Consider the following 18,324-nt stretch of genomic DNA (forward strand, 5'->3'; position numbering starts at 1 on the left):
CCGTGTTCGGGGCGGATGAAGGCGACGTCGTCGACGATGAAGACGTTGGGTTCGCGGATGCGGGCGAGGTCGTCGGCCGCGGCCTGGGGGGAGACTTTGCGGTAGCTGCGGCCGTAGAAGGTCCAGGCGGAGCAGAAGGAGCAGTCCCATGGGCAGCCGCGGGTGAACTCGATGGAGGCGCAGGGGTCGAGTTCGCCGATGAAGTAGCGGCGGCGGTTGCGCATCAGGTCCCGGGCCGGGAGGGGGGTGTCGATGCTGTGCAGCATCAGCGGTGCCGGGCCGCGGCCGGCGCGGGTGACGATGCCGGGCACACGGTCCACTCCGCCGTCGCGTACGGCGGTGAGCAGCGGGGCCATCACGGGTTCGCCCTCGCCGCGGATCACGGCGTCGACCGCGCCGGCGGCCTGGTCGAGGACCTCTTCGGCGACGAAGGAGACGCTGTGTCCGCCGAAGAAGACGAAGCAGCCGGGGATTTCGCGTTTGACCTTGGCGGCCAGGTCGATCGCTTCGGGGATGTTGGCGAGGTAGTTGAGGGAGACGCCGAGGGCCTCGGGGCGGAAGGAGCGCACCTCGGCGCGCAGTGCCGCCTCGCTGAGCACCTGCCGGTCCACGACCCGGACCTCGTGCCCCGCCTCCCGGGCGGCCCCGGCCACCCGTTCCAGCCCCAGTGGCTCCAGCCGCAGGAAGATCTCGGAGTACATCAGGGCGCTGGGATGGACGAGCAGCACACGCATGGGGTCACCTCGTCACGGGATCGAACGGAAGCGGAACACCAAGGGGACCGGCACGGGACCGGACGGAGTGGTGTCCCCATGGGCCTGCCGCCCGAGGGGCGCCGCGTACCGCGCATACCGCCGCCTGGTCGCAGCACACGGCACGCAGGGGTGACCCACCGGGCCGGGTGCCGAGCCGGTCGGACGGCCGGACCCGCGCTCCGCCGCGCCGGGGCCCGGCGGGCGCGCGCCCCCATGAGGAAGCGGCCCGTCCCGGCGTCGCATGCCCCGCATGCCGACGGGTACGCGGACGGCACTCGTCACGTCCTGAGCGGACGAACTCGTGACGCCCGACGGGCGGGCGCCGGGGCACCGTTCCACGCCGTGAAGCCCGTCCCACCGCATCATCACGCCCAGCGAGCGAAGGAGAGCACGTATGGCAGCCGACCGCGCCCCGATCCTGCAGAAGCTCAGCGACTCCGACCAGACGCTTGAGACTCCCGAGGAGGATGTGCGAGGCCGCAAGGTGACGGACACCGACGGCAACGACGTCGGCAAGGTGGACGATCTCCTGATCGACGCGCCGGAACGCAAGGTCCGCTTTCTCCTGGTGGCTCACGGAGGATTCCTCGGGTTCGGCGAGACCAAGTCGTTCGTGCCGGTGGACGCCGTGACGCGCGTCACCGACGAGCAGGTGTTCATCGACCAGACGCGCGAGCGTGTGGCAAAGGCCCCCGTCTACGACCCCGACCTCACCGACGAGGCCGAGTACTCCACGAGCGTGTACGGCTTCTACGGCTACCCGCCGTTCTGGGGGCCGGGCTACGTGTACCCCGGCTTCCCCTTCTACCGACCGTAGCCGGGCCCCGGCGGGGTCGTTGACGGGGGACCGCTCGGCCGGTGCGTACGGTGAGGGCGTGCATCCGCTTCCCGAACCCGCTCGCCGACTCGCCGCCTGGTGCTGCCTGATCCTCTTGGTCGCCGGTGTGGCCTACGTGGGGATCCAGGTGTGCGTCGCGCTGCGGCCGGCCGTCGTGCCCGTGCTGCTGGCCCTGCTCGGTACCGCGCTGCTCCTGCCCCTCCACCGGTGGCTGTTGAAGGCGAGGGTCAACAAGACCGTCGCCGCGGCGCTCACCTGCACGGTCGTCCTCACCGTGGTCGGCGGCTCCGTCTACGCCGTCACGGTGGCGCTGGTCGACACCTGGGACCAGATCGTCGCGTCGCTGCGCAGGGCGGTACGGCAGCTGGCCGATCAGTTCGGCGCGTCCGGCACGTCGTTGGAGGACCTCGCCCACGACGCCGTGGACCTGCTGGGCAGGTTCGGAGGGACGGCCTCCTCCGGCGTCGTCGCCGGGGTCGGCGCCGCCCTCCAGGCCCTCGGCATGGCGGTGCTCGCCGTACTTCTCGTCTTCTTCTTCCTGCGCGACTCCGACCGGGCCGCCGGCACCCTGCGCTCCCTCGCGCCGCGTAGCAGCGCCGACGCCGTCGAGGCGATGGCCGGGCGGGCCTTCCGGGGCGTCGAAGGGTTCATGCGGGGCACCACCGTGGTGGCTCTCATCGACGCGGTCTGTATCACCGCCGGCCTGCTGATCCTGGGAGTTCCGGGTGCGCCCGGGCTCGGCGCGATCGTCTTCCTCGGCGCCTACGTCCCCTACGTGGGCGCCTTCGTCTCCGGTGCCGCCGCGGTGCTCGTCGCGCTCGCGGACCGGGGGCTCGCGGTCGCACTGTGGGTGCTGGCAGTGGTGCTCGTCGTCCAGTTCCTCGAGGGCAACATCTTCCAGCCGATGGTCCAGAGCCGCACCGTGCGGATCCACCCGGCGGTGATCCTGGTGGCGCTCACCGCGGGCGCGTCCGTGGCCGGAATCGTCGGAGTGCTCCTCGCGGTACCGATCACCGCCGCCGCGTTCGGAGTCGTCGACGAGTTGCGCGCCCGTCACGCCTCCGCCTGAGGCCGTGTCGAGGGGCGGTGGAGCGAACGGGGTGACGGCGGGTCGGGCGTTCACCATCGGCGGTGACGACTTCGGCGCGGGCGATTGCCCACGGCGTTCCGGGGCAGTCGGGGCGGACGACCACCGTTCCTCGGCTGATGCCCGCGGGGCCTCGCGTCGGCCGGCGCCGGCTGTCCTCGAGCGGCCACGGGTGCCGCCGGCAGGACGGATCGCCGGTGCTTCTCGTCGAAAGGACGAACTCGTGCACGACGTACCACTGTGGCTGTGGGTGGTGTTCGCCGTCACCGTCGTGGTGGCGCTGGCCGTCGATCTGCTGGCGCACCGCCGGGCCCACGTCATCGGCTTCAAGGAGGCCGCTGCCTGGAGTGCGGTCTGGGTCGCGTTGGCCATCGCCTTCGGCGTGGTCGTCCTGCTCGTGGCCGGCACTGACGCCGGTGTGGAGTACACGACGGCGTGGCTGCTGGAGAAGAGCCTGTCGGTCGACAACCTCTTCGTCTTCGCGCTCATCTTCGGCTACTTCCAGGTTCCCCGCGAGTACCAGCACCGGGTGCTGTTCCTCGGCGTCCTGGGCGCCCTCGTCTTCCGTGGTCTCTTCCTCGCCGCCGGCGTGGCGGTGGTCAGCCGGTTCACCGCCGTCCTGTTCGTCTTCGGTGCCTTCCTCTTCTACAGCGCCTACAAGATCCTCACCAAGGAGGACGACAACGTCGATCCGGGCAAGAGCCTGGCCGTGCGGCTGCTGCGCAAGGTCGTCCCCGTCCGGGACGAGTACGCGGGCAACCGGTTCTTCGTCAAGGAGGCGGGCAAGCTCGTCGCCACCCCGCTGCTCGCCGTGGTCGCCGCGGTGGAGGGCGCCGACCTGGTGTTCGCCGTCGACAGCGTGCCCGCCGTGCTGGGCGTCAGCAGTGATCTCTTCATCGTCTACACCAGCAACGCCTTCGCGATCCTCGGCCTGCGGGCCCTGTACTTCCTCCTCGCCGGCCTGCTGGACCGCTTCCACTACCTCAGCAAGGGCCTGGCGCTGATCCTCGCCTTCATCGGCGTCAAACTGATCCTTCAGGCGTCCCACAAGGTCATCAGCACCAGCATTCCCGAGGTGCACGCCGTGATCAGCCTCGCCGTGGTCGTCGTCGTCCTGGCCGTGTCGATCCTGCTCAGCGTGGTCCGCCCCGCTCCTGCCGGCGGCGACGAGGCGGAGTCCGGTGATCCCGGCCGAGGAGAGCCCGGCCGTCCCCGGGACACGGCCGGTGCCGAGCGCGACGAGCGGTGACGGTGCCCGCCGGCGCAGGCGAACGCCTTGCTGCCGGCCATCACCCCCCGGCGCGGCTACGGCCGCCCCTCCCCCGTGCCGTACGTCCGGGCCTCACGGGCGGTGCCGGCCACGCCCTGAGGTGACCGGGCCGGTGACCGCTCCGCCCGCCGTCCGCGCGGCGGCCTTCCGCCACACGGGCACGAGGTCCTCCTCCAGTACCCGCGCCCAGGTGGGATGCCGGGCCCGTGCGGTCCCGGCCGCCCGCCGTCCCATCGCCCGCCTGGCCTCCGGCGAGGTGAGCAGTTGCTCCAGCGCGGCGGCCCAGCCCCGTGCCGAGTCGTCCCTCACCACCAGGCCGTCGCGTCCCGGTGCGGCCAGCCATTGCGTGGTGCGGGCGCCCTCCGGCAGCACCACGGGCAGGCCGCAGGCCATCGCTTCGGCGACGACGTTGCCCACGGTCTCGGTGCGCGACGGAAAGGCGAAGACGTCGCAGCCGGCGTACACCAGGGGCAGCCGTTCCTGCGGCTGCGGCCCCAGGAACGTCACGTCGGGCCCCAGCAGCCCGGTGAGCCGGCGGTCCCAGGCGCCGGAGCCGACGACGACCAGGTGCACCGGCGTGCCCCGGGCCCCGAGGCGGCGGACCGCCTCCGCGAGCAGCGGGAGGCGTTTGGAGGCGTCCACCCGGCCGACGAACAGCGCCAGGGGACGGTCGACGGGGAGCCGGTGGACACGGGCGAGTTCCCGCCGGGCCTCCGGGTCGGGCCGGAACCGGCCGTGGTCGATGCCGCGGCGCAGCAGCGACACCCGGTCGGGACCGGTGACCGGGGAGATCTCCTCGCAGACCTCCGGTGAGGACGCGAGCACCCGGTCGCAGTGGCGGAGCAGCCGGTCGCGCCGGCGCCGGGCGAGTTCTCCGACCGCGTGAGGCAGCCCGCCGGCCGGCCCGGCCAGGCCGGGCACCTTGCCGATCACCTGGCGGGTGTACACGGACGCCAGCGCCGGGACGTCCGTGTGCAGCGAGGCCACCAGGCTCGCCCGCCGGCCGGGGGCGGCGCGGCGGGCGAGCCGGACGGCGGTCTGCGCGAACGCGAAGGTGTGGGTGAGGTGCCATACGTCGTGGCGGGGCAGCAGTGCGGCCAGGCGGGGGTGGTGGGGTGCCAGGTCGGTGACGTCCACTCCGCCCACCGCCGGCATGACCGCCGCGGTGCTCAGCACCGGGCGCAGGGCGACGAACCGCACGCGGGCCGAGAGTTCCTCCACGCCTTCGCAGCGTCCCAGCACGTACAGGGTCAGGTCGATGTCCGGCCCGGAATCCGGCCGCCGTGCCGCCGCGGCCTCGGCGAAGCGCTCCCAGCACTTCACGTGACCGCCGGACGCCCCGGTCCTGAGCAGGTCCACCAGGACCGCGACCGAGGTGACGCCCGCGCAGGCCGAAGCGGTGTCGTGCCCGTGGGGGGAGGTGGTGCCCATGGCAGCAGGACTACCCGGCCCCCGGCTCCTTCGCACGGCCCGCCGCCGTCCGCGCCGCACGGTCACCGCCGATCGGCGTTGCCGACGATTGAACCCGCGGAAGCGGGGCACTCACCCACGCGCACGGAGCAGCACCGAGAGGGCGGAGGCCATGGGCGTACGCACCTGGATCGACTCCTGGCCGGTCTACCGGCAGCTCAAGGGCACCGATCCCCTGGGCCGCGGGGCAGCCGCCAAGAGCGCGGGCAGCGCGCGGCTCACCCCCCGGGTCGCCGAGGCGGACCGGGTGGTGAAGTCGATCTGCCCGTACTGCGCCGTGGGCTGCGGGCAGAACGTCTACGTCCAGGACGAGCGTGTCACCCAGATCGAGGGTGATCCCGACTCGCCCGTCTCCCGCGGCAGGCTCTGCCCCAAGGGCGCGGCCAGCCTCCAGCTGACCACCGGGAGCGCCCGCGAACACCACGTGCTGTACCGGCGTCCGCACGGCACCGAGTGGGAGCGCCTCGACCTGGACACGGCGATGGACATGATCGCCGACCGGGTCGTCGAGGCGCGGCGGGCCGGCTGGCAGTGGGAGGTCGACGAGACCCGCACCCGGCGCACGCTCGGCATCGCCAGCCTGGGCGGGGCCACGCTGGACAACGAGGAGAACTACCTGATCAAGAAGCTGTTCACCGCTCTCGGCGCGGTGCAGATCGAGAATCAGGCGCGTGTTTGACACTCCTCCACCGTTCCCGGTCTGGGAACCTCGTTCGGCCGCGGCGGCGCGACCACCTTCCAGCAGGATCTGCAGAACTCGGACTGCATCGTCATCCAGGGCTCGAACATGGCCGAGTGCCATCCGGTCGGGTTCCAGTGGGTGATGGAGGCGAAGGCCCGGGGCGCGAAGGTGGTCCACGTGGACCCGCGGTTCACCCGGACCAGCGCGCTGGCCGACGTCCACGTGCCGTTGCGCGCGGGTTCGGACATCGCCTTCCTCGGCGGGATCATCAACCACGTCCTGAGCAACGAGAAGTACTTCCGCGAGTACGTGGTGGCGTACACCAACGGGCCGGTGATCCTGCGGGAGGAGTTCCGCGACACCGAGGACCTCGACGGCGTCTTCTCCGGTCTCGACCCGGACAGCCGCAGCTACGACAACAGCAGCTGGCAGTACGAGGGCGTGGAGGTCCAGGCGGCCTCCGGCCAGCGCGACCAGGAGTTCGAGCGGCGCACCGGGGGCGCCGACGGCAGCTCCGCCGAAGGCGCCGACGGCGAATCCTCCGACGGTGCCGACCGCAGCGTCCGCGAGGCCGGCGGTGCCGAGTCCCACGGCTCGGGCGGCGCCGGCATCGGTGCGGGCGAGCCGGAGCGCGACGAGACGCTCACCCACCCGCGCTGTGTGTTCCAGGTGCTCAAGCGGCACTACGCCCGCTACACGCCCGAGGTCGTCGAGCGGGTCTGCGGGGTGCCGCAGGAACTCTTCCGTCAGGTCTGCGACCTGGTCACCGAGAACTCGGGGCGCGAGCGGACCACCGCCTTCGCGTACGCGGTGGGCTGGACCCAGCACACCGTGGGCGTGCAGTACATCCGCGCCGCCGCCGTCCTGCAGAGCCTGCTCGGCAACATCGGCCGGCCCGGCGGCGGCATCCTGGCGCTGCGCGGACACGCCTCCATCCAGGGCTCCACGGACATCCCGACCCTGTTCAACCTGCTGCCCGGCTACATCCCGATGCCGCACGCGCACCGGCGCGACGACCTGGACTCCTTCGTCCAGGGTGAGGCGGCCCGCAAGGGCTACTGGGGAAACATGCGCGCCTACCTCGTGAGCCTGCTCAAGGCGTACTGGGGGGACGCCGCCACGGCGGACAACGACTTCTGCTTCGACTACCTGCCGCGGCTGACCGGCTCGCACTCCACCTACGAGACCGTGATGGCCCAGCTGGAGGGCACCTGCAAGGGCTACTTCCTGATGGGCGAGAACCCCGCGGTCGGCTCCGCCGACGCCAAGATGCAGCGGCTGGGCATGGCCGAGCTGGACTGGCTGGTGGTGCGGGACTTCTCGCTCATCGAGTCGGCCACCTGGTGGAAGGACGGCCCGGAGATCGAGACGGGCGAGCTGCGCACCGAGGACATCGGCACCGAGGTGTTCTTCCTGCCGGCCGCCGCGCACACCGAGAAGGACGGCACCTTCACCAACACCCAGCGGTTGTTGCAGTGGCACCACCGGGCCGTGGAGCCGCCCGGCGAGGCGCGCAGCGACCTGTGGTTCACCTACCACCTGGGGCGGATCGTCCGCGCCAAGCTCGCCGGGTCCACCGACCCGATGGACCGGCCGCTGCTGGATCTGACCTGGGACTACCCCACCGAGGGTGAGCACGCCGAACCCGACGCGGCGGCCGTCCTGGCGGAGATCAACGGCCACGACGCCGACGGCGCTCCGCTGGCCTCGTACGAGCAGTTGAGGGCCGACGGTTCCACGGCGTGCGGCTGCTGGATCTACTGCGGGGTGTACGCGGACGGTGTGAACCAGGCGGCGCGCCGCAAGCCGGGTGAGCAGCAGGACTGGGTGGCCGGCGAGTGGGGCTGGGCCTGGCCCGCCAACCGGCGGATCCTGTACAACCGCGCCTCCGCCGACCCGGACGGCAGGCCGTGGAGCGAGCGCAAGGCACTGGTGTGGTGGGACGCCGACGAGGGGAAGTGGACGGGCCACGACGTCCCGGACTTCACGCCCGACAAGGCGCCCGACCACGAGCCGCCACCGGACGCGCAGGGCCCGCAGGCCCTGGGGGGCAGGGACGCGTTCATCATGCAGGCGGACGGCAAGGCCTGGCTGTACGTGCCGGCCGGGCTGACCGACGGCCCCCTGCCGACCCACTACGAGCCGCAGGACTCGCCGTTCCCGAACGCCCTGTACCGGCAGCAGCGCAATCCCGTACGGCACTTGCTGCCGCCGCATCCGGACAACCGCTACCAGCCCAGCGGCGACGACCCCGGCGCGGAGGTGTTCCCGTACGTCGCCACCACCTACCGGCTGACCGAGCATCACACCGCGGGCGGCATGTCGCGCTGGCAGCCCTATCTCGCGGAACTCCAGCCGGAGTTCTTCTGCGAGGTCTCCCCCGAGCTGGCCGCCGAGCGCGGGCTGGAGCACACCGGCTGGGCGACGATCGTCAGCGCCCGCGGCGTGGTGGAGGCGCGGGTGCTGGTCACCGACCGGATGGCGTCGCTGACCGTGCACGGGCGTGCCCTGCACCAGGTCGGCCTGCCCTACCACTGGGGCCCGAACGGATACAGCACCGGCGACGCCGCCAACGAGCTGCTGCACATGTCCCTGGACCCCAACACCCACATCCAGGAGACCAAGGCCTTCGCCGTCGACATCCGTCCGGGCCGGCGCCCGCGGGGACCGGCCGCCACCCGGCTGGTACGGGAGTACCGGGACCGGGCGGGCATCGACGAGAGCACCGGCACGGAGCCCTGAGCGCACGTCACGCGGGCCGGCGGACCTCTCCCCCGGCCGCCGTTTCGGCCGCGCGCGGCCCGGGGACCCGTGCCAGGCTCGACGTGAGCGTTGAGCGACGACCGAAGAACAGTGTGCTGTGGGCACGGCCGAGCGGCAGGAGGACGACGCACCGTGGCGCTCCGGGACGAGAAGGACTCAGCGGGACGCGCCACGCGCGGGGAAAGGGTGGCGAGCGCGCTGGACAAGCGCCTGCCGGTCTCCTCGGCGGGCCAGCAGTTCCTGCGCAAGGCGTTCCCCGACCACTGGTCGTTCCTGCTGGGCGAGATCGCCCTCTACAGCCTCCTGGTGCTCGTGGTCACCGGGGTGTTCCTCACCTTCTTCTTCGACCCGAGCATGGCGGAGCGGCCGTACACCGGGTCGTACGTGCCCCTGCAAGGCGTCATGACGTCGGAGGCGTACGCCTCGGTGCTGCACATCAGCTTCGACCTGCGCGGCGGGCTGCTGATCCGGCAGATCCACCACTGGGGGGCGCTGGTGTTCGTCGCCGCGATCGGTGTGCACCTGCTGCGCATCTTCTTCACCGGCGCCTTCCGCCGGCCCCGTGAGGTCAACTGGACCATCGGGGTGACCCTGTTCCTGCTGGCCCTGCTGGAGGGCTTCTGCGGCTACTCGCTCCCCGACGACCTGCTCTCGGGCACCGGTCTGCGCACGGCCCAGGGCATCATGCTCTCGATCCCGGTCGTGGGCACGTACGTGTCGTTCTTCGTCTTCGGCGGCGAGTTCCCCGGCCACGACATCATCCCGCGCCTGTACGTGGCCCACATCCTGCTGCTGCCGGGGCTGCTGCTCGCGCTCGTCGTCGTCCATCTGGGGTTCGTCGTCTACCACAAGCACACCCAGTGGGCCCGGCCGGGCCGGACCAACCGCAACGTCGTCGGCAAGCCGTTCTACCCGCAGTACACGACCAAGTCGGTCGGCCTGATGTTCGCCGTGGCGGGCGTGCTCACGCTGATGGGCGCCGTGATGCAGATCAACCCGGTGTGGGAGTTCGGCCCCTACCGCGCGGACAAGGTCTCCATCGACGCGCAACCCGACTGGTACGTGGGGTTCCTGGAGGGGGCCCTGCGTCTGATGCCCGCCGCCGAGACGAACATCGCCGGGCACACCGTCGTGTGGGACGTCTTCCTGCCGGGCGTGGTCCTGCCCACGACGCTGTTCGTCATCCTCTACAGCTATCCGTACTTCGAGCGCTGGATCACCGGCCCGCTGCCCGAACAGCACCTGTGCGACCGGCCCCGCGACCGGCCCACCCGCACCGCGCTGGGCGTCGCCGCGGTCACCGCCTACGCCGTGCTGCTGATGGCCGGCGGGCAGGACGTCATCGCCCTGGTGTTCCACGTGAACCTCGAACTCATCACGTACACCTTCCGCGTACTGCTGTTCCTCGGGCCCTTCCTGGCCTACCACATCACCAAGCGGGCCTGCCTGGGACTCCAGGCCGCCGACCGGCGACGGCTGCTCGAGGGGCGGGCGACGCCCGAGGTGCGCCGGGACGACGACGCCGGCTACCGGCAGACCCGCACGCCACTGCCCGCCGCCGAGGCCTACCGCATCCTGGTGCGCGACGAACCGCGGCCGCGGGCCCACGGCACGGAGGCGTGGCGCTGGTTCCGCAAGCACCGCCTCCGCAACGCGCTCAGCCGCTGGTACTTCGCCGAGCGGGTCGAGTTCCCGGTCACCGAGTGGCAGCGCCGCCGGATCGAGGCCGTGCGGGCGGCGCCGGGTGAGGCGGAGGTGCCGGAGGAGTCGTAGCCTCCTCCCGCTTGGCCCACCGCCAGGTGATCACGGCCGCGACGACGCCCAGCGGCAGCATGCCGACGATCATCGCGATGCCCTCCGCCGAGTGGCCCGCGGCGATGATGCCGAGCGCGGGCAGGTCCAGCAGCGGCGCGGCCAGGAACAGGTACAGGCAGCGGCCCGGGTCGCTGAGCCGGTGCCGGGTGCGGGTCAGGACGGGCACCCAGAAGAGCGCGGCGCCCGCGAGCAGCACCGGTTCCGTCACCAGGTGCCCGGCCTCGGGCACCAGTCCCAGCGGGCCGCCGAGCACGGCCCAGGCGTGCAGCAGCACCAGCAGCGGCAGGGCCACGCCGGGGGGCAGACCGGCCTTCTCCCACAGCGGGGACCGCCGCGTGAGCCACACCAGGCCCGGTACGACGGCGGCCAGGGCGAAGCCGGAGCAGGCCATGGCGGCCACGGAGGACAGGTGCGGCACGTGCGTCGAGTGGTCCACCCGGATCATTCCTCCCGCGCGGTCGTGCCGCGCACCGTCAGGGCGGTCGCCACGAGCAGCAGCGGGAGTCCCACCGCCAGCAGCCACAGGCCGTAGACGAAGGCCAGGGCCACCAGGACGGTGCCGATGGCGGCGGGTGCCGCCGCACCGGCGGCCCGGTCCGGCACCCGGTAGCGGGTGTGCTCCTCGGGCCGGCGACGCGAGGACAGGTACACGGCGAGGGCGGTCGCCTCCAGCAGGACCACGACGCCGCCCCACAGCCAGAAGACGAGCGCGCTCTCGCCGTAGACGGCGAGCACCGCCAGCAGCAGGGCGTTGAGTCCGCCCCAGCCCGCCACGACCGCGAACGACACGTGCCGCTTCACCGCTCGCCTCCGGACGGGCCCTCGGTCACCTCGCGGCCGAGCCGCTGCCGCAGGTCCAGCAGGGGCGCGAAGCTGGTGACGGGCGGCAGCGGGTACCGGGTGGTGAAGTTGAACCGGGGCGGCGGCGAGGAGGTGGCCCATTCGAGGCTGTGGCCGCCCCACGGGTCGTCGGGAGCCGGCGTGGCCCGGCCGAGGGCCCGGCGGCGCAGGGTCCACAGGACGTTGACGATGAACACCATCATGGCCGCGGCGAGGAACGCGGCGCCGATGGTGGCCAGCAGGTTCATGGTGCCGAACCCTTCGAAGTCCGCGTACGTCGCCACCCGGCGCGGCATGCCGAGGTAGCCGAGGGCGAACATGGGCAGGAACGTCAGGTTGGTGCCGATGACGAGCAGCCAGAAGTGCAGCCGGCCGCCGCGGTCGCCCAGCATCACGCCGGTCACCTTCGGGAACCAGAAGTAGACGGCGGCGAACAGGCCGAAGGCGCTGCCGGCGAACAGCACGTAGTGCAGGTGGGCGACGACGAAGTAGCTGTCGGTGACGTGGTAGTCGATGACCGGGGTGCCGACCATGATGCCGGTCAGGCCGCCGATCAGGAACTGCGGGATGAACGCCAGGGCGAACAGCATCGGCGTGGTGAACCTCAGGCGCCCGCCGACGATCGTGCCGAGCATGGCGAAGTACTCGATGCCCGCGGGGACGAGCAGGGCGATGGAGGTCAGCGAGTAGTAGTCGTTGGCCGCCTGCCCGGTGGCGAACATGTGGTGGCCCCACACGCTCATCGACAGGGCGGCGAAGACCAGCAGCGACAGGACCGTGCCCTTGTAGCCGAAGAAGCGGCGGCCGGAGAAGACGGCAAGGACCTCGGCCACCGCGGCCAGGAACGGGAAGAACATCACGTAGACCACGGGGTGGCCGTAGAACCAGAACAGGTGCTGGTAGCCGATGTTCCACACATTGTGCTGGAAGATCGACGGGTCGGCCCGGCCGACGGCGAGCAGGACCAGGGCGGCCAGCAGCGCGGGGAAGGCGCCGATCACCATCAGGCAGGTGACGATCATCGACCAGGAGAACACCGGCAGCCTGAGCAGCGTCATCCCGCGGGCCCGCTTGCGCAGCACGGTCCACAGCACGGACCAGCCCATGACGATGGTGCCGGTGGTGGCGAGGAAGACGCCGACGATCCACAGGTCCGATCCGACGCCGGGCGAGAACCGGCTGTCGGCCATCGGCGGGTAGGAGAACCAGCCGCTGCTGTGCGCGCCGTTCGACGTCGCGAATCCGCTGAGCATCACCACCGCGCCGGCGGCGTAGAGCCAGTAGGCGAACAGGGTGAGGCGGGGCATGGCGATCGCCGGTGCGCCGATCTGCAAGGGCACCAGGTAGACGCCCATGCCGATGGCGAACGGAGTGATCACCATGTAGATCATTCCGGAGCCGTGGATGGTGAACAGCTGGTTGTAGGTGTCCACGCCCACCAGTTCCTGCTCGGGCCGGGCGAGCTGGGCGCGCATGATCAGGGCGAGGATGCCCACGACCACGAACAGCACCAGGGCGGTGCCGCAGGTCAGCAGCCCGATGCGCTTGTGGTCGGTGCTGCTGACCCAGCCCAGCCAGCCGCCGGGTGCGACGGGCCGTCCGGCGGTCTCGTCCTCGGTGGCGGGCGGCGCCGACGTCATGCCGCCGCCCCCTGACCGCCGCCCTGCTGGAGCCACCGGTCGTACTCCTCGGGCGACACCGCCTTGATCCAGAAGTGCATGGCGTAGTGGAGGTGACCGCAGAACTCGGCGCACTTGCCCATCCAGCGGCCCTCCCGGTCGAAGCTGAGGGTGAAGGTGTTCACGTGGTCGGGGAAGGCGTCCATCTTGTAGCGCAGCTCCGGGACCCACATCGAGTGGATGACGTCACGGGAGGTCAGCCGGATCTCGACCGGCCGGCCGGTGGGCACGACCAGGGTGGGCAGGTCGTCGCCGCGGCAGGTTCCCGAGACGCTGCGGCGCTGGGCCGACTCCGGGTAGGCGAAGGTCCAGCACCACTGGCGGGCGCTCACGTCCACGCGCACGGGCGGCTGTTCGGGTGGCCGGTGCTCGCGGTGGTTCTGCCAGGCCGTCCACGCCACCAGGAAGACGGCGAACGCGGCGAGGACCCCGACGTAGTAGGTCTCCAGGCGGGGGCGCTCCGCCCGCTGCGAGGCGGTCACCCGCCGTGCGGCGCGCCGCCTGACCAGCGCGTAGCCGAACACGGCCAGTACGGCGAGGAAGACGACTGCCGCGACGATCGACTCCAGGATGAAGACCTCGCCGAAGATCTGACGCTGCTTCACGGTGCCGCCCCCGCCTTCCCCGCCTGCCGGCAGCGGGCGCGCAGCCCGCGGCCGGCCGCCCCGGGGGCGCCCTCGACCACCATCCGATCACTCCCGTCTTGTGCCGCGAACGAGGCCAACCGGACGTTACGGGCAAGCCTGACGGTCCGCGAGCAGACACACCGCTGGGCGGGGTGCCCGGACGCGGGGCACTTACACCCTTCGCCGGCCAGGGCCGGCTACTCCTCCGAGGGGTCGTCGTGGTGCTCCTTCTCCTCCTGCTCCGTCTGCCGCTCGACCTCCCCGCCGTGCTCGGAGGCGGCCTGCGCCCGTTCGGCCAGGGCGAGTTCCGCTCCCGCCACGACCAGGTACACGGCGGACACGCCGAAGGACGTCACCGGCCAGGCCGTCACCCCGCCGATGTAGTGGGCGCAGCCCCAGGCCAGCAGGACCGAGGTGCCCACCGACACCAGGCTCAGCGAGACGCCCATGGCCGTGACCGTGCTGGGCTCCGGCTCCAGCGGCTTGCGGAACCCGGCCGACGCCAGGGCCTGGAGCAGACTGAAGGCCACGGCGGCACCGAGCGCGAAGTAGATCAGGTGTACGGCGCCCGGGACCTTGGCCTCGGTGTTGAGCAACGCGATGGCCACCGTGATGGACACCGAGTAGCCGTAGGCCTGTCCGTTGTTGCGCAGTGACGCCCGCACGCCGTGTGCCAACCGCCCGACACCCTTGCCCATGCGACCAGCTTTCGGTAGTTCTGCGCGGTTCGTGACACCGTACTGTCCGGCCCGCCGCCCGCGCGCGCCACGGCCGCCGTCGGCTCGTACGGTCGGGTGCCACCGGGTGGCGCCGGGTGCCCCGGCGTCGCGGCGGGGAACTCCTGAGTCGTCCCCCGGCGGCGGACGCCGCCGGGGCCGCCTCTCTTCGGGAGACTCCATGGGGAAGCGCCGGAAGCAGAAGAAGCGCCCGCGGCACGCCGACGTCGTCCGGCTGGAGCTGTGCGACCTGTGCGCCGTGACCTTCCCCGCCGACGAGGCGGTGTCGGGTTACGTGCCCGATTCGTCGGCCGTCCACGAGGCGGAGTGGTTCGACGGGCTGCGGCGTCTCACCGCGTGCGGCGAGGCGCACTTCGCGACACTGCGGGAGCGGTACCGGCGGCGCCCCTACGTGGAGGAGGAGCTGTGGGCCGCGAAGGTGGCGCGCGCCCTGACCACCGGCCCTCAGGTGCTGAGCATGGAGCAGCTCGCCTGCCGTACCGGCCTGCACGAGCCGGAGATCCGCCGCGCCGTGGGCCTGGCACAACCGGCGTCTCAGGGATGCCAGGGAGGAAGGCGGGGCCGCTCCGTGACGGGCACGCCGGTCCGTACGGAGGTCAGCGGCGGCACGCGCGGACGCCGGCCGCGGTGGCGGCGGCCGCGACGAGGGCGGCGGCCGAGATCCGCACGGCGCGCTTCCTCAGGGGCGGCCTGGGCGATGCGGCGGCGCCCCGCTCGGGAAGCGGGCCGGGCGGGCGGGCGCCCTGGTCGCGGGCCAGCTTCATCACCTCGGCGACGTGCAGAGCCCGCCGCCCGGTGCCGGCGTCCTCGATCTGCGTCTTGCAGGAGAACCCGTCGGCCACCACCAGGCGGTCCTGCTCCGCGTCGCGGACGGCGGGCAGCAGCGCCTGTTCGCCGCAGTCCATGGAGATGCCGTACTTGCCGGACTCGAAGCCCCAGGACCCGGCCAGACCGCAGCAGCCGCCCTGGAGGTCCTCCACGTCGAGGCCCATCTTCTCCAGCAGCTCCCGCTCGGGGTCCATGCCGCCGGTGGCCCGGTGGTGGCAGTGCCCCCACAGCAGGGCCTTGCCGTCGAGCGCGGGAGGTTCGATGCCGAAGTGCTGGAAGAACTCCGGGAAGTGGTAGGCGTTGCCGACCAGGCGCCGGGCGTCGTCGTCGTGCGGGAGGAGCTTGAGCAGCTCGTCCTTGAACACGGCCAGGCAGCTCGGTTCCATGCCGACGACCGGTGTGCCGGCCCTCAGGTGCGGTCGGAGCACGTCCAGGACGCGGTGGAGATAGCGCTCGGCGGCGTCGAGGAAGCCGTAGTCGTACAGGGGCCGTCCGCAGCAGATGTGCTGCTCGGGCATGACGACCTGCCAGCCGGCGGCCTCGATCGCCTCGACGCAGGCCACGCCGACCCCGGTGTGGAAGTAGTTGTTGAAGGTGTCGGGGAAGAGCACCACCGGGCGGCCGGAGGGGTTGGCGGTGCCGCCGCGCCGGGCGAACCACTCCTTCAGGGTCATGGGAGCGAAGCGGGGGAGCGGGCGGCGTCGGTCGATACCGGCCACCAGCTTGGCGACACGCGCCAGTCCCGGCGTGTGGGTGACGAGGTTGGCCAGCTCGGGCATCCGGGAGGCGAGCCGGGCGACCTGGTCGATGAAGCCGAACGCATAGGCGTGGCGGGGGCGCCACCGGCGGGCCGACTTGAAATGGTGGTGCAGGAACTCGGCCTTGTAGGTCGGCATGTCGACGTCGACCGGGCAGTCGTTGGTGCAGCCCTTGCAGGCCAGGCACAGGTCGAGGGCGTCGAAGACCTCCTTGGACTGCCAGCCGTCGGTGATGACGTCGCCCTTGAGCATCTCGTACAGCAGCCGGGCCCGGCCCCGGGTGGTGTGCTTCTCCTCGCGGGTCACCTGGTAGCTGGGGCACATCGTCGTCTTCGCCTCGGGCACCCGGCACTTGCCGACGCCGACGCAGCGGATGGTGGCGTGCGCGAAGTCGCCGCCGTCCTGCTCGTAGGCGAACTTCACCTGGGGGCGGGGCGGGTTGTAGTCGGTGCCCAGCTTGAGGTTCTCGTCCATCCGGTAGGCGTCGACGACCTTGCCGGGGTTCATCTTCCACCGCGGGTCCCAGACGGCCTTGAACTCCCGCATCGCCTGCACGAGTTCCGGACCGAACTGCTTCTCCAGCAGTTCCCCGCGCTGCTGTCCGTCGCCGTGCTCGCCCGAGACGGAGCCGCCCATGGACACGCACAGGTCGGCGGCCTCCTCCATGAACGCCCGGTAGGCGGCCAGGCCCTCGGCGGTGCGCAGGTCGAAGCTGAGCCGGCTGTGGATGCAGCCCTGGCCGAAGTGGCCGTACATGGCGCCGGTGATGCCGTGCCGGTCCATGACGCGGTGCAGCTCGCGGACGTACTCGCCGATGCGGTCCGGCGGCACGGCGGAGTCCTCCCAGCCGGGCCAGTGGTCCTGCCCGTCCGGCGGGAACGCCGTCGAGCCGAGGCCGCTCTCCCGGATCGCCCACAGGTGCTCGCTGGTCCCGCCCTCCTCCTTGCTCCTGGCGAGGCGGACACGGTCCGGCGCGTAGCCCTTGTCGTCGGCGAGCCACCGCATGAAGCCGTGCGCCGTGCCGAGCGACTCCTCGGACGTGTCGGCCCCGAACTGGACGACGAGCCAGGCCCCGCCGCCCAGACGCGGCAGCTCCTGGAGGTCCCCGGGATGGATGTTGCCGATCTGCTGGTTGCGGATGAGCCGGTCGTCGAGCGCCTCCAGGCCGATCGGCCGCCACCGTTCGATGATCTCCATGCAGTGCTCGGCGGCGTCGGCGAGGTCGTCGTACTCGACCACCACGGTGGTGCGCTTGAGCAGCGCGGGAGTGAGCAGGAGCTGCGAGCGCAGGACGGTCGCGCAGGTGCTCTCGGTGCCCACCAGGGCGCGGGCGACGTTGAAGCCCCGCTCGGGCAGGAGTTCGTCCAGGTTGTAGCCGGAGACCCGGCGCGGCACCTGCTGCTCGGAGCGGAAGCCCTTGCGGATGGCGTCGGCGTACCTGTCGCGCAGGTCGCGCAGCGCGGCGTAGATCTCACCCTTGCGTCCGCCCTCGGCGATGATCTCGTCGAGGCGTTCCTCCTCGTTCACGCCGACCCAGAAGCGGGCGCCGTCGTAGGTGACGACCTCCAGGGCGTGGACGTTGTCGCTGGTGCGCGGCCCGGGACCGTAGAGCTGCGACTGCACCGAGTGGATGCCGCAGGAGTTGTTGCCGATGTTGCCGCCGATCACGCAGCGCGAGTGCGAGGAGGGGTCCGGGCCGAACACCAGGTCGTACCGGCCGGTGTGGCGGTTGAGGTCCTCGTTGATGACGCCGGGTTCGCAGGTGACCAGGCGGCGCTCGGGGTCCACCTCCCCGATGGCGGTGAGGTACTTGGAGTGGTCGATGACCACGGCCTCGTTGACGGTCTCCCCGGACAGGCTGGTCCCGCCGCCGCGGCTGAGGATCGGGGCGCCGAAGCGGTGGCAGATCCTGTGCACCGCGACGACGTCGTCGAGACTGCGGGGGATCACCACGCCGATCGGCACCTGCCGGAAGTTGGACGCGTCCTGCGCGTACAAGCCGAGGGAGGCGGTGTCGAAGCGGACCTCGCCCTCGACGGCCTTGCGCAGCGCCCGCGCCAGCCCGCCGACGTCGACGGTCTCGCGGGCCCGGGGCGGGCCGGGGATGTCGGGGTGGGTCTTGGCCGGGATGTCGCGGGTGACCCGGCGTGCCGGCTTCGCCATGGTGTCTCGGGGC

General features: G+C 71.9%; 13 protein-coding genes. 5 read left to right on the forward strand and 8 right to left on the reverse strand.

Translation table 11 applies throughout. The annotated features are described in order from the left end of the window. Positions 1-734 (reverse strand): cobalamin-dependent protein (locus tag ACZ45Q_RS20740; RefSeq protein ID WP_468263272.1); only part of this gene is annotated, 734 nt, incomplete at its 3' end. 415 nt (positions 735-1,149) lie between these two features. Between ACZ45Q_RS20740 and ACZ45Q_RS20745 the strand changes: the two genes are divergently transcribed. From ACZ45Q_RS20745 to ACZ45Q_RS20755, 3 genes are all read left to right on the forward strand, one after another. Then, on the forward strand, positions 1,150-1,572 hold the full coding sequence (locus ACZ45Q_RS20745) for a PRC-barrel domain-containing protein (RefSeq protein WP_468263275.1): 423 nt from the start codon (positions 1,150-1,152) through the stop codon (positions 1,570-1,572). A gap of 58 nt (positions 1,573-1,630) precedes the next feature. Beyond that, positions 1,631-2,662 carry an AI-2E family transporter gene (locus tag ACZ45Q_RS20750; protein ID WP_468263277.1) on the forward strand — a complete coding sequence of 344 codons (1,032 nt, stop codon included), beginning with the start codon at positions 1,631-1,633 and terminating at the stop codon, positions 2,660-2,662. A 241-nt stretch (positions 2,663-2,903) separates the two neighbouring features. Beyond that, entirely contained in the window at positions 2,904-3,929 is a 1,026-nt protein-coding gene (locus ACZ45Q_RS20755) for a TerC family protein (RefSeq protein ID WP_468263280.1), read from the forward strand. Positions 3,930-4,022: 93 nt separating this feature from the next. Here ACZ45Q_RS20755 and ACZ45Q_RS20760 read toward each other — a convergent pair whose 3' ends face one another. Next, positions 4,023-5,381 carry a glycosyltransferase gene (locus ACZ45Q_RS20760; RefSeq protein WP_468263282.1) on the reverse strand — a complete coding sequence of 453 codons (1,359 nt, stop codon included), beginning with the start codon at positions 5,379-5,381 and terminating at the stop codon, positions 4,023-4,025. Between the two features lie 151 nt (positions 5,382-5,532). On the opposite strand from ACZ45Q_RS20760, the gene fdh reads away from it, so the two are divergent. Together fdh and qcrB are read left to right on the forward strand one after the other, a co-directional pair. Beyond that, positions 5,533-8,844 (forward strand): formate dehydrogenase, encoded by a 3,312-nt coding sequence (gene fdh / locus ACZ45Q_RS20765; protein ID WP_468263285.1) that lies wholly within the window; start codon positions 5,533-5,535, stop codon positions 8,842-8,844. A 153-nt stretch (positions 8,845-8,997) separates the two neighbouring features. Next, the gene (gene qcrB, locus ACZ45Q_RS20770) at positions 8,998-10,638 is read left to right on the forward strand and encodes a cytochrome bc1 complex cytochrome b subunit (protein WP_468263287.1); all 1,641 of its coding nucleotides are present in this window, start codon (positions 8,998-9,000) and stop codon (positions 10,636-10,638) included. On the opposite strand, the gene ACZ45Q_RS20775 is transcribed toward qcrB, so the two are convergent. From ACZ45Q_RS20775 to ACZ45Q_RS20800, 6 genes are all read right to left on the reverse strand, one after another. Further along, positions 10,562-11,116 (reverse strand): cytochrome c oxidase assembly protein, encoded by a 555-nt coding sequence (locus ACZ45Q_RS20775; protein WP_468263288.1) that lies wholly within the window; start codon positions 11,114-11,116, stop codon positions 10,562-10,564. The two genes, qcrB and ACZ45Q_RS20775, sit on opposite strands and share 77 nt — an antisense overlap. Positions 11,117-11,121: 5 nt before the next feature. Further along, positions 11,122-11,481, reverse strand: a complete 360-nt coding sequence (locus ACZ45Q_RS20780; protein WP_468263290.1) for a hypothetical protein — start codon at positions 11,479-11,481, stop codon at positions 11,122-11,124. Then, positions 11,478-13,160 carry a cytochrome c oxidase subunit I gene (locus ACZ45Q_RS20785; protein WP_468263293.1) on the reverse strand — a complete coding sequence of 561 codons (1,683 nt, stop codon included), beginning with the start codon at positions 13,158-13,160 and terminating at the stop codon, positions 11,478-11,480. Before ACZ45Q_RS20785 ends, ACZ45Q_RS20780 begins: the two co-directional genes overlap by 4 nt. Beyond that, positions 13,157-13,804 (reverse strand): cytochrome c oxidase subunit II, encoded by a 648-nt coding sequence (gene coxB / locus ACZ45Q_RS20790; protein WP_468263296.1) that lies wholly within the window; start codon positions 13,802-13,804, stop codon positions 13,157-13,159. Before coxB ends, ACZ45Q_RS20785 begins: the two co-directional genes overlap by 4 nt. Positions 13,805-14,022: 218 nt before the next feature. Next, positions 14,023-14,523 (reverse strand): hypothetical protein, encoded by a 501-nt coding sequence (locus ACZ45Q_RS20795; protein WP_468263299.1) that lies wholly within the window; start codon positions 14,521-14,523, stop codon positions 14,023-14,025. A 635-nt stretch (positions 14,524-15,158) separates the two neighbouring features. After that, the gene (locus tag ACZ45Q_RS20800) at positions 15,159-18,311 is read right to left on the reverse strand and encodes an FAD-binding and (Fe-S)-binding domain-containing protein (RefSeq protein WP_468263302.1); all 3,153 of its coding nucleotides are present in this window, start codon (positions 18,309-18,311) and stop codon (positions 15,159-15,161) included. Between the last annotated feature and the right edge of the window lie 13 nt (positions 18,312-18,324).

The sequence above is a fragment of the Streptomyces sp. NPDC031049 genome (assembly GCF_055571015.1).

Bases quoted from the DNA above. Each gene is read 5' to 3' on its own strand.
- ACZ45Q_RS20745 (WP_468263275.1), top strand. From the start codon at position 1,150: ATGGCAGCCGACCGCGCCCCGATCCTGCAGAAGCTCAGCGACTCCGAC.
- ACZ45Q_RS20760 (WP_468263282.1), bottom strand. From the start codon at position 5,381: ATGGGCACCACCTCCCCCCACGGGCACGACACCGCTTCGGCCTGCGCG.
- ACZ45Q_RS20785 (WP_468263293.1), bottom strand. From the start codon at position 13,160: ATGACGTCGGCGCCGCCCGCCACCGAGGACGAGACCGCCGGACGGCCC.
- ACZ45Q_RS20800 (WP_468263302.1), bottom strand. From the start codon at position 18,311: ATGGCGAAGCCGGCACGCCGGGTCACCCGCGACATCCCGGCCAAGACC.
- ACZ45Q_RS20795 (WP_468263299.1), bottom strand. From the start codon at position 14,523: ATGGGCAAGGGTGTCGGGCGGTTGGCACACGGCGTGCGGGCGTCACTG.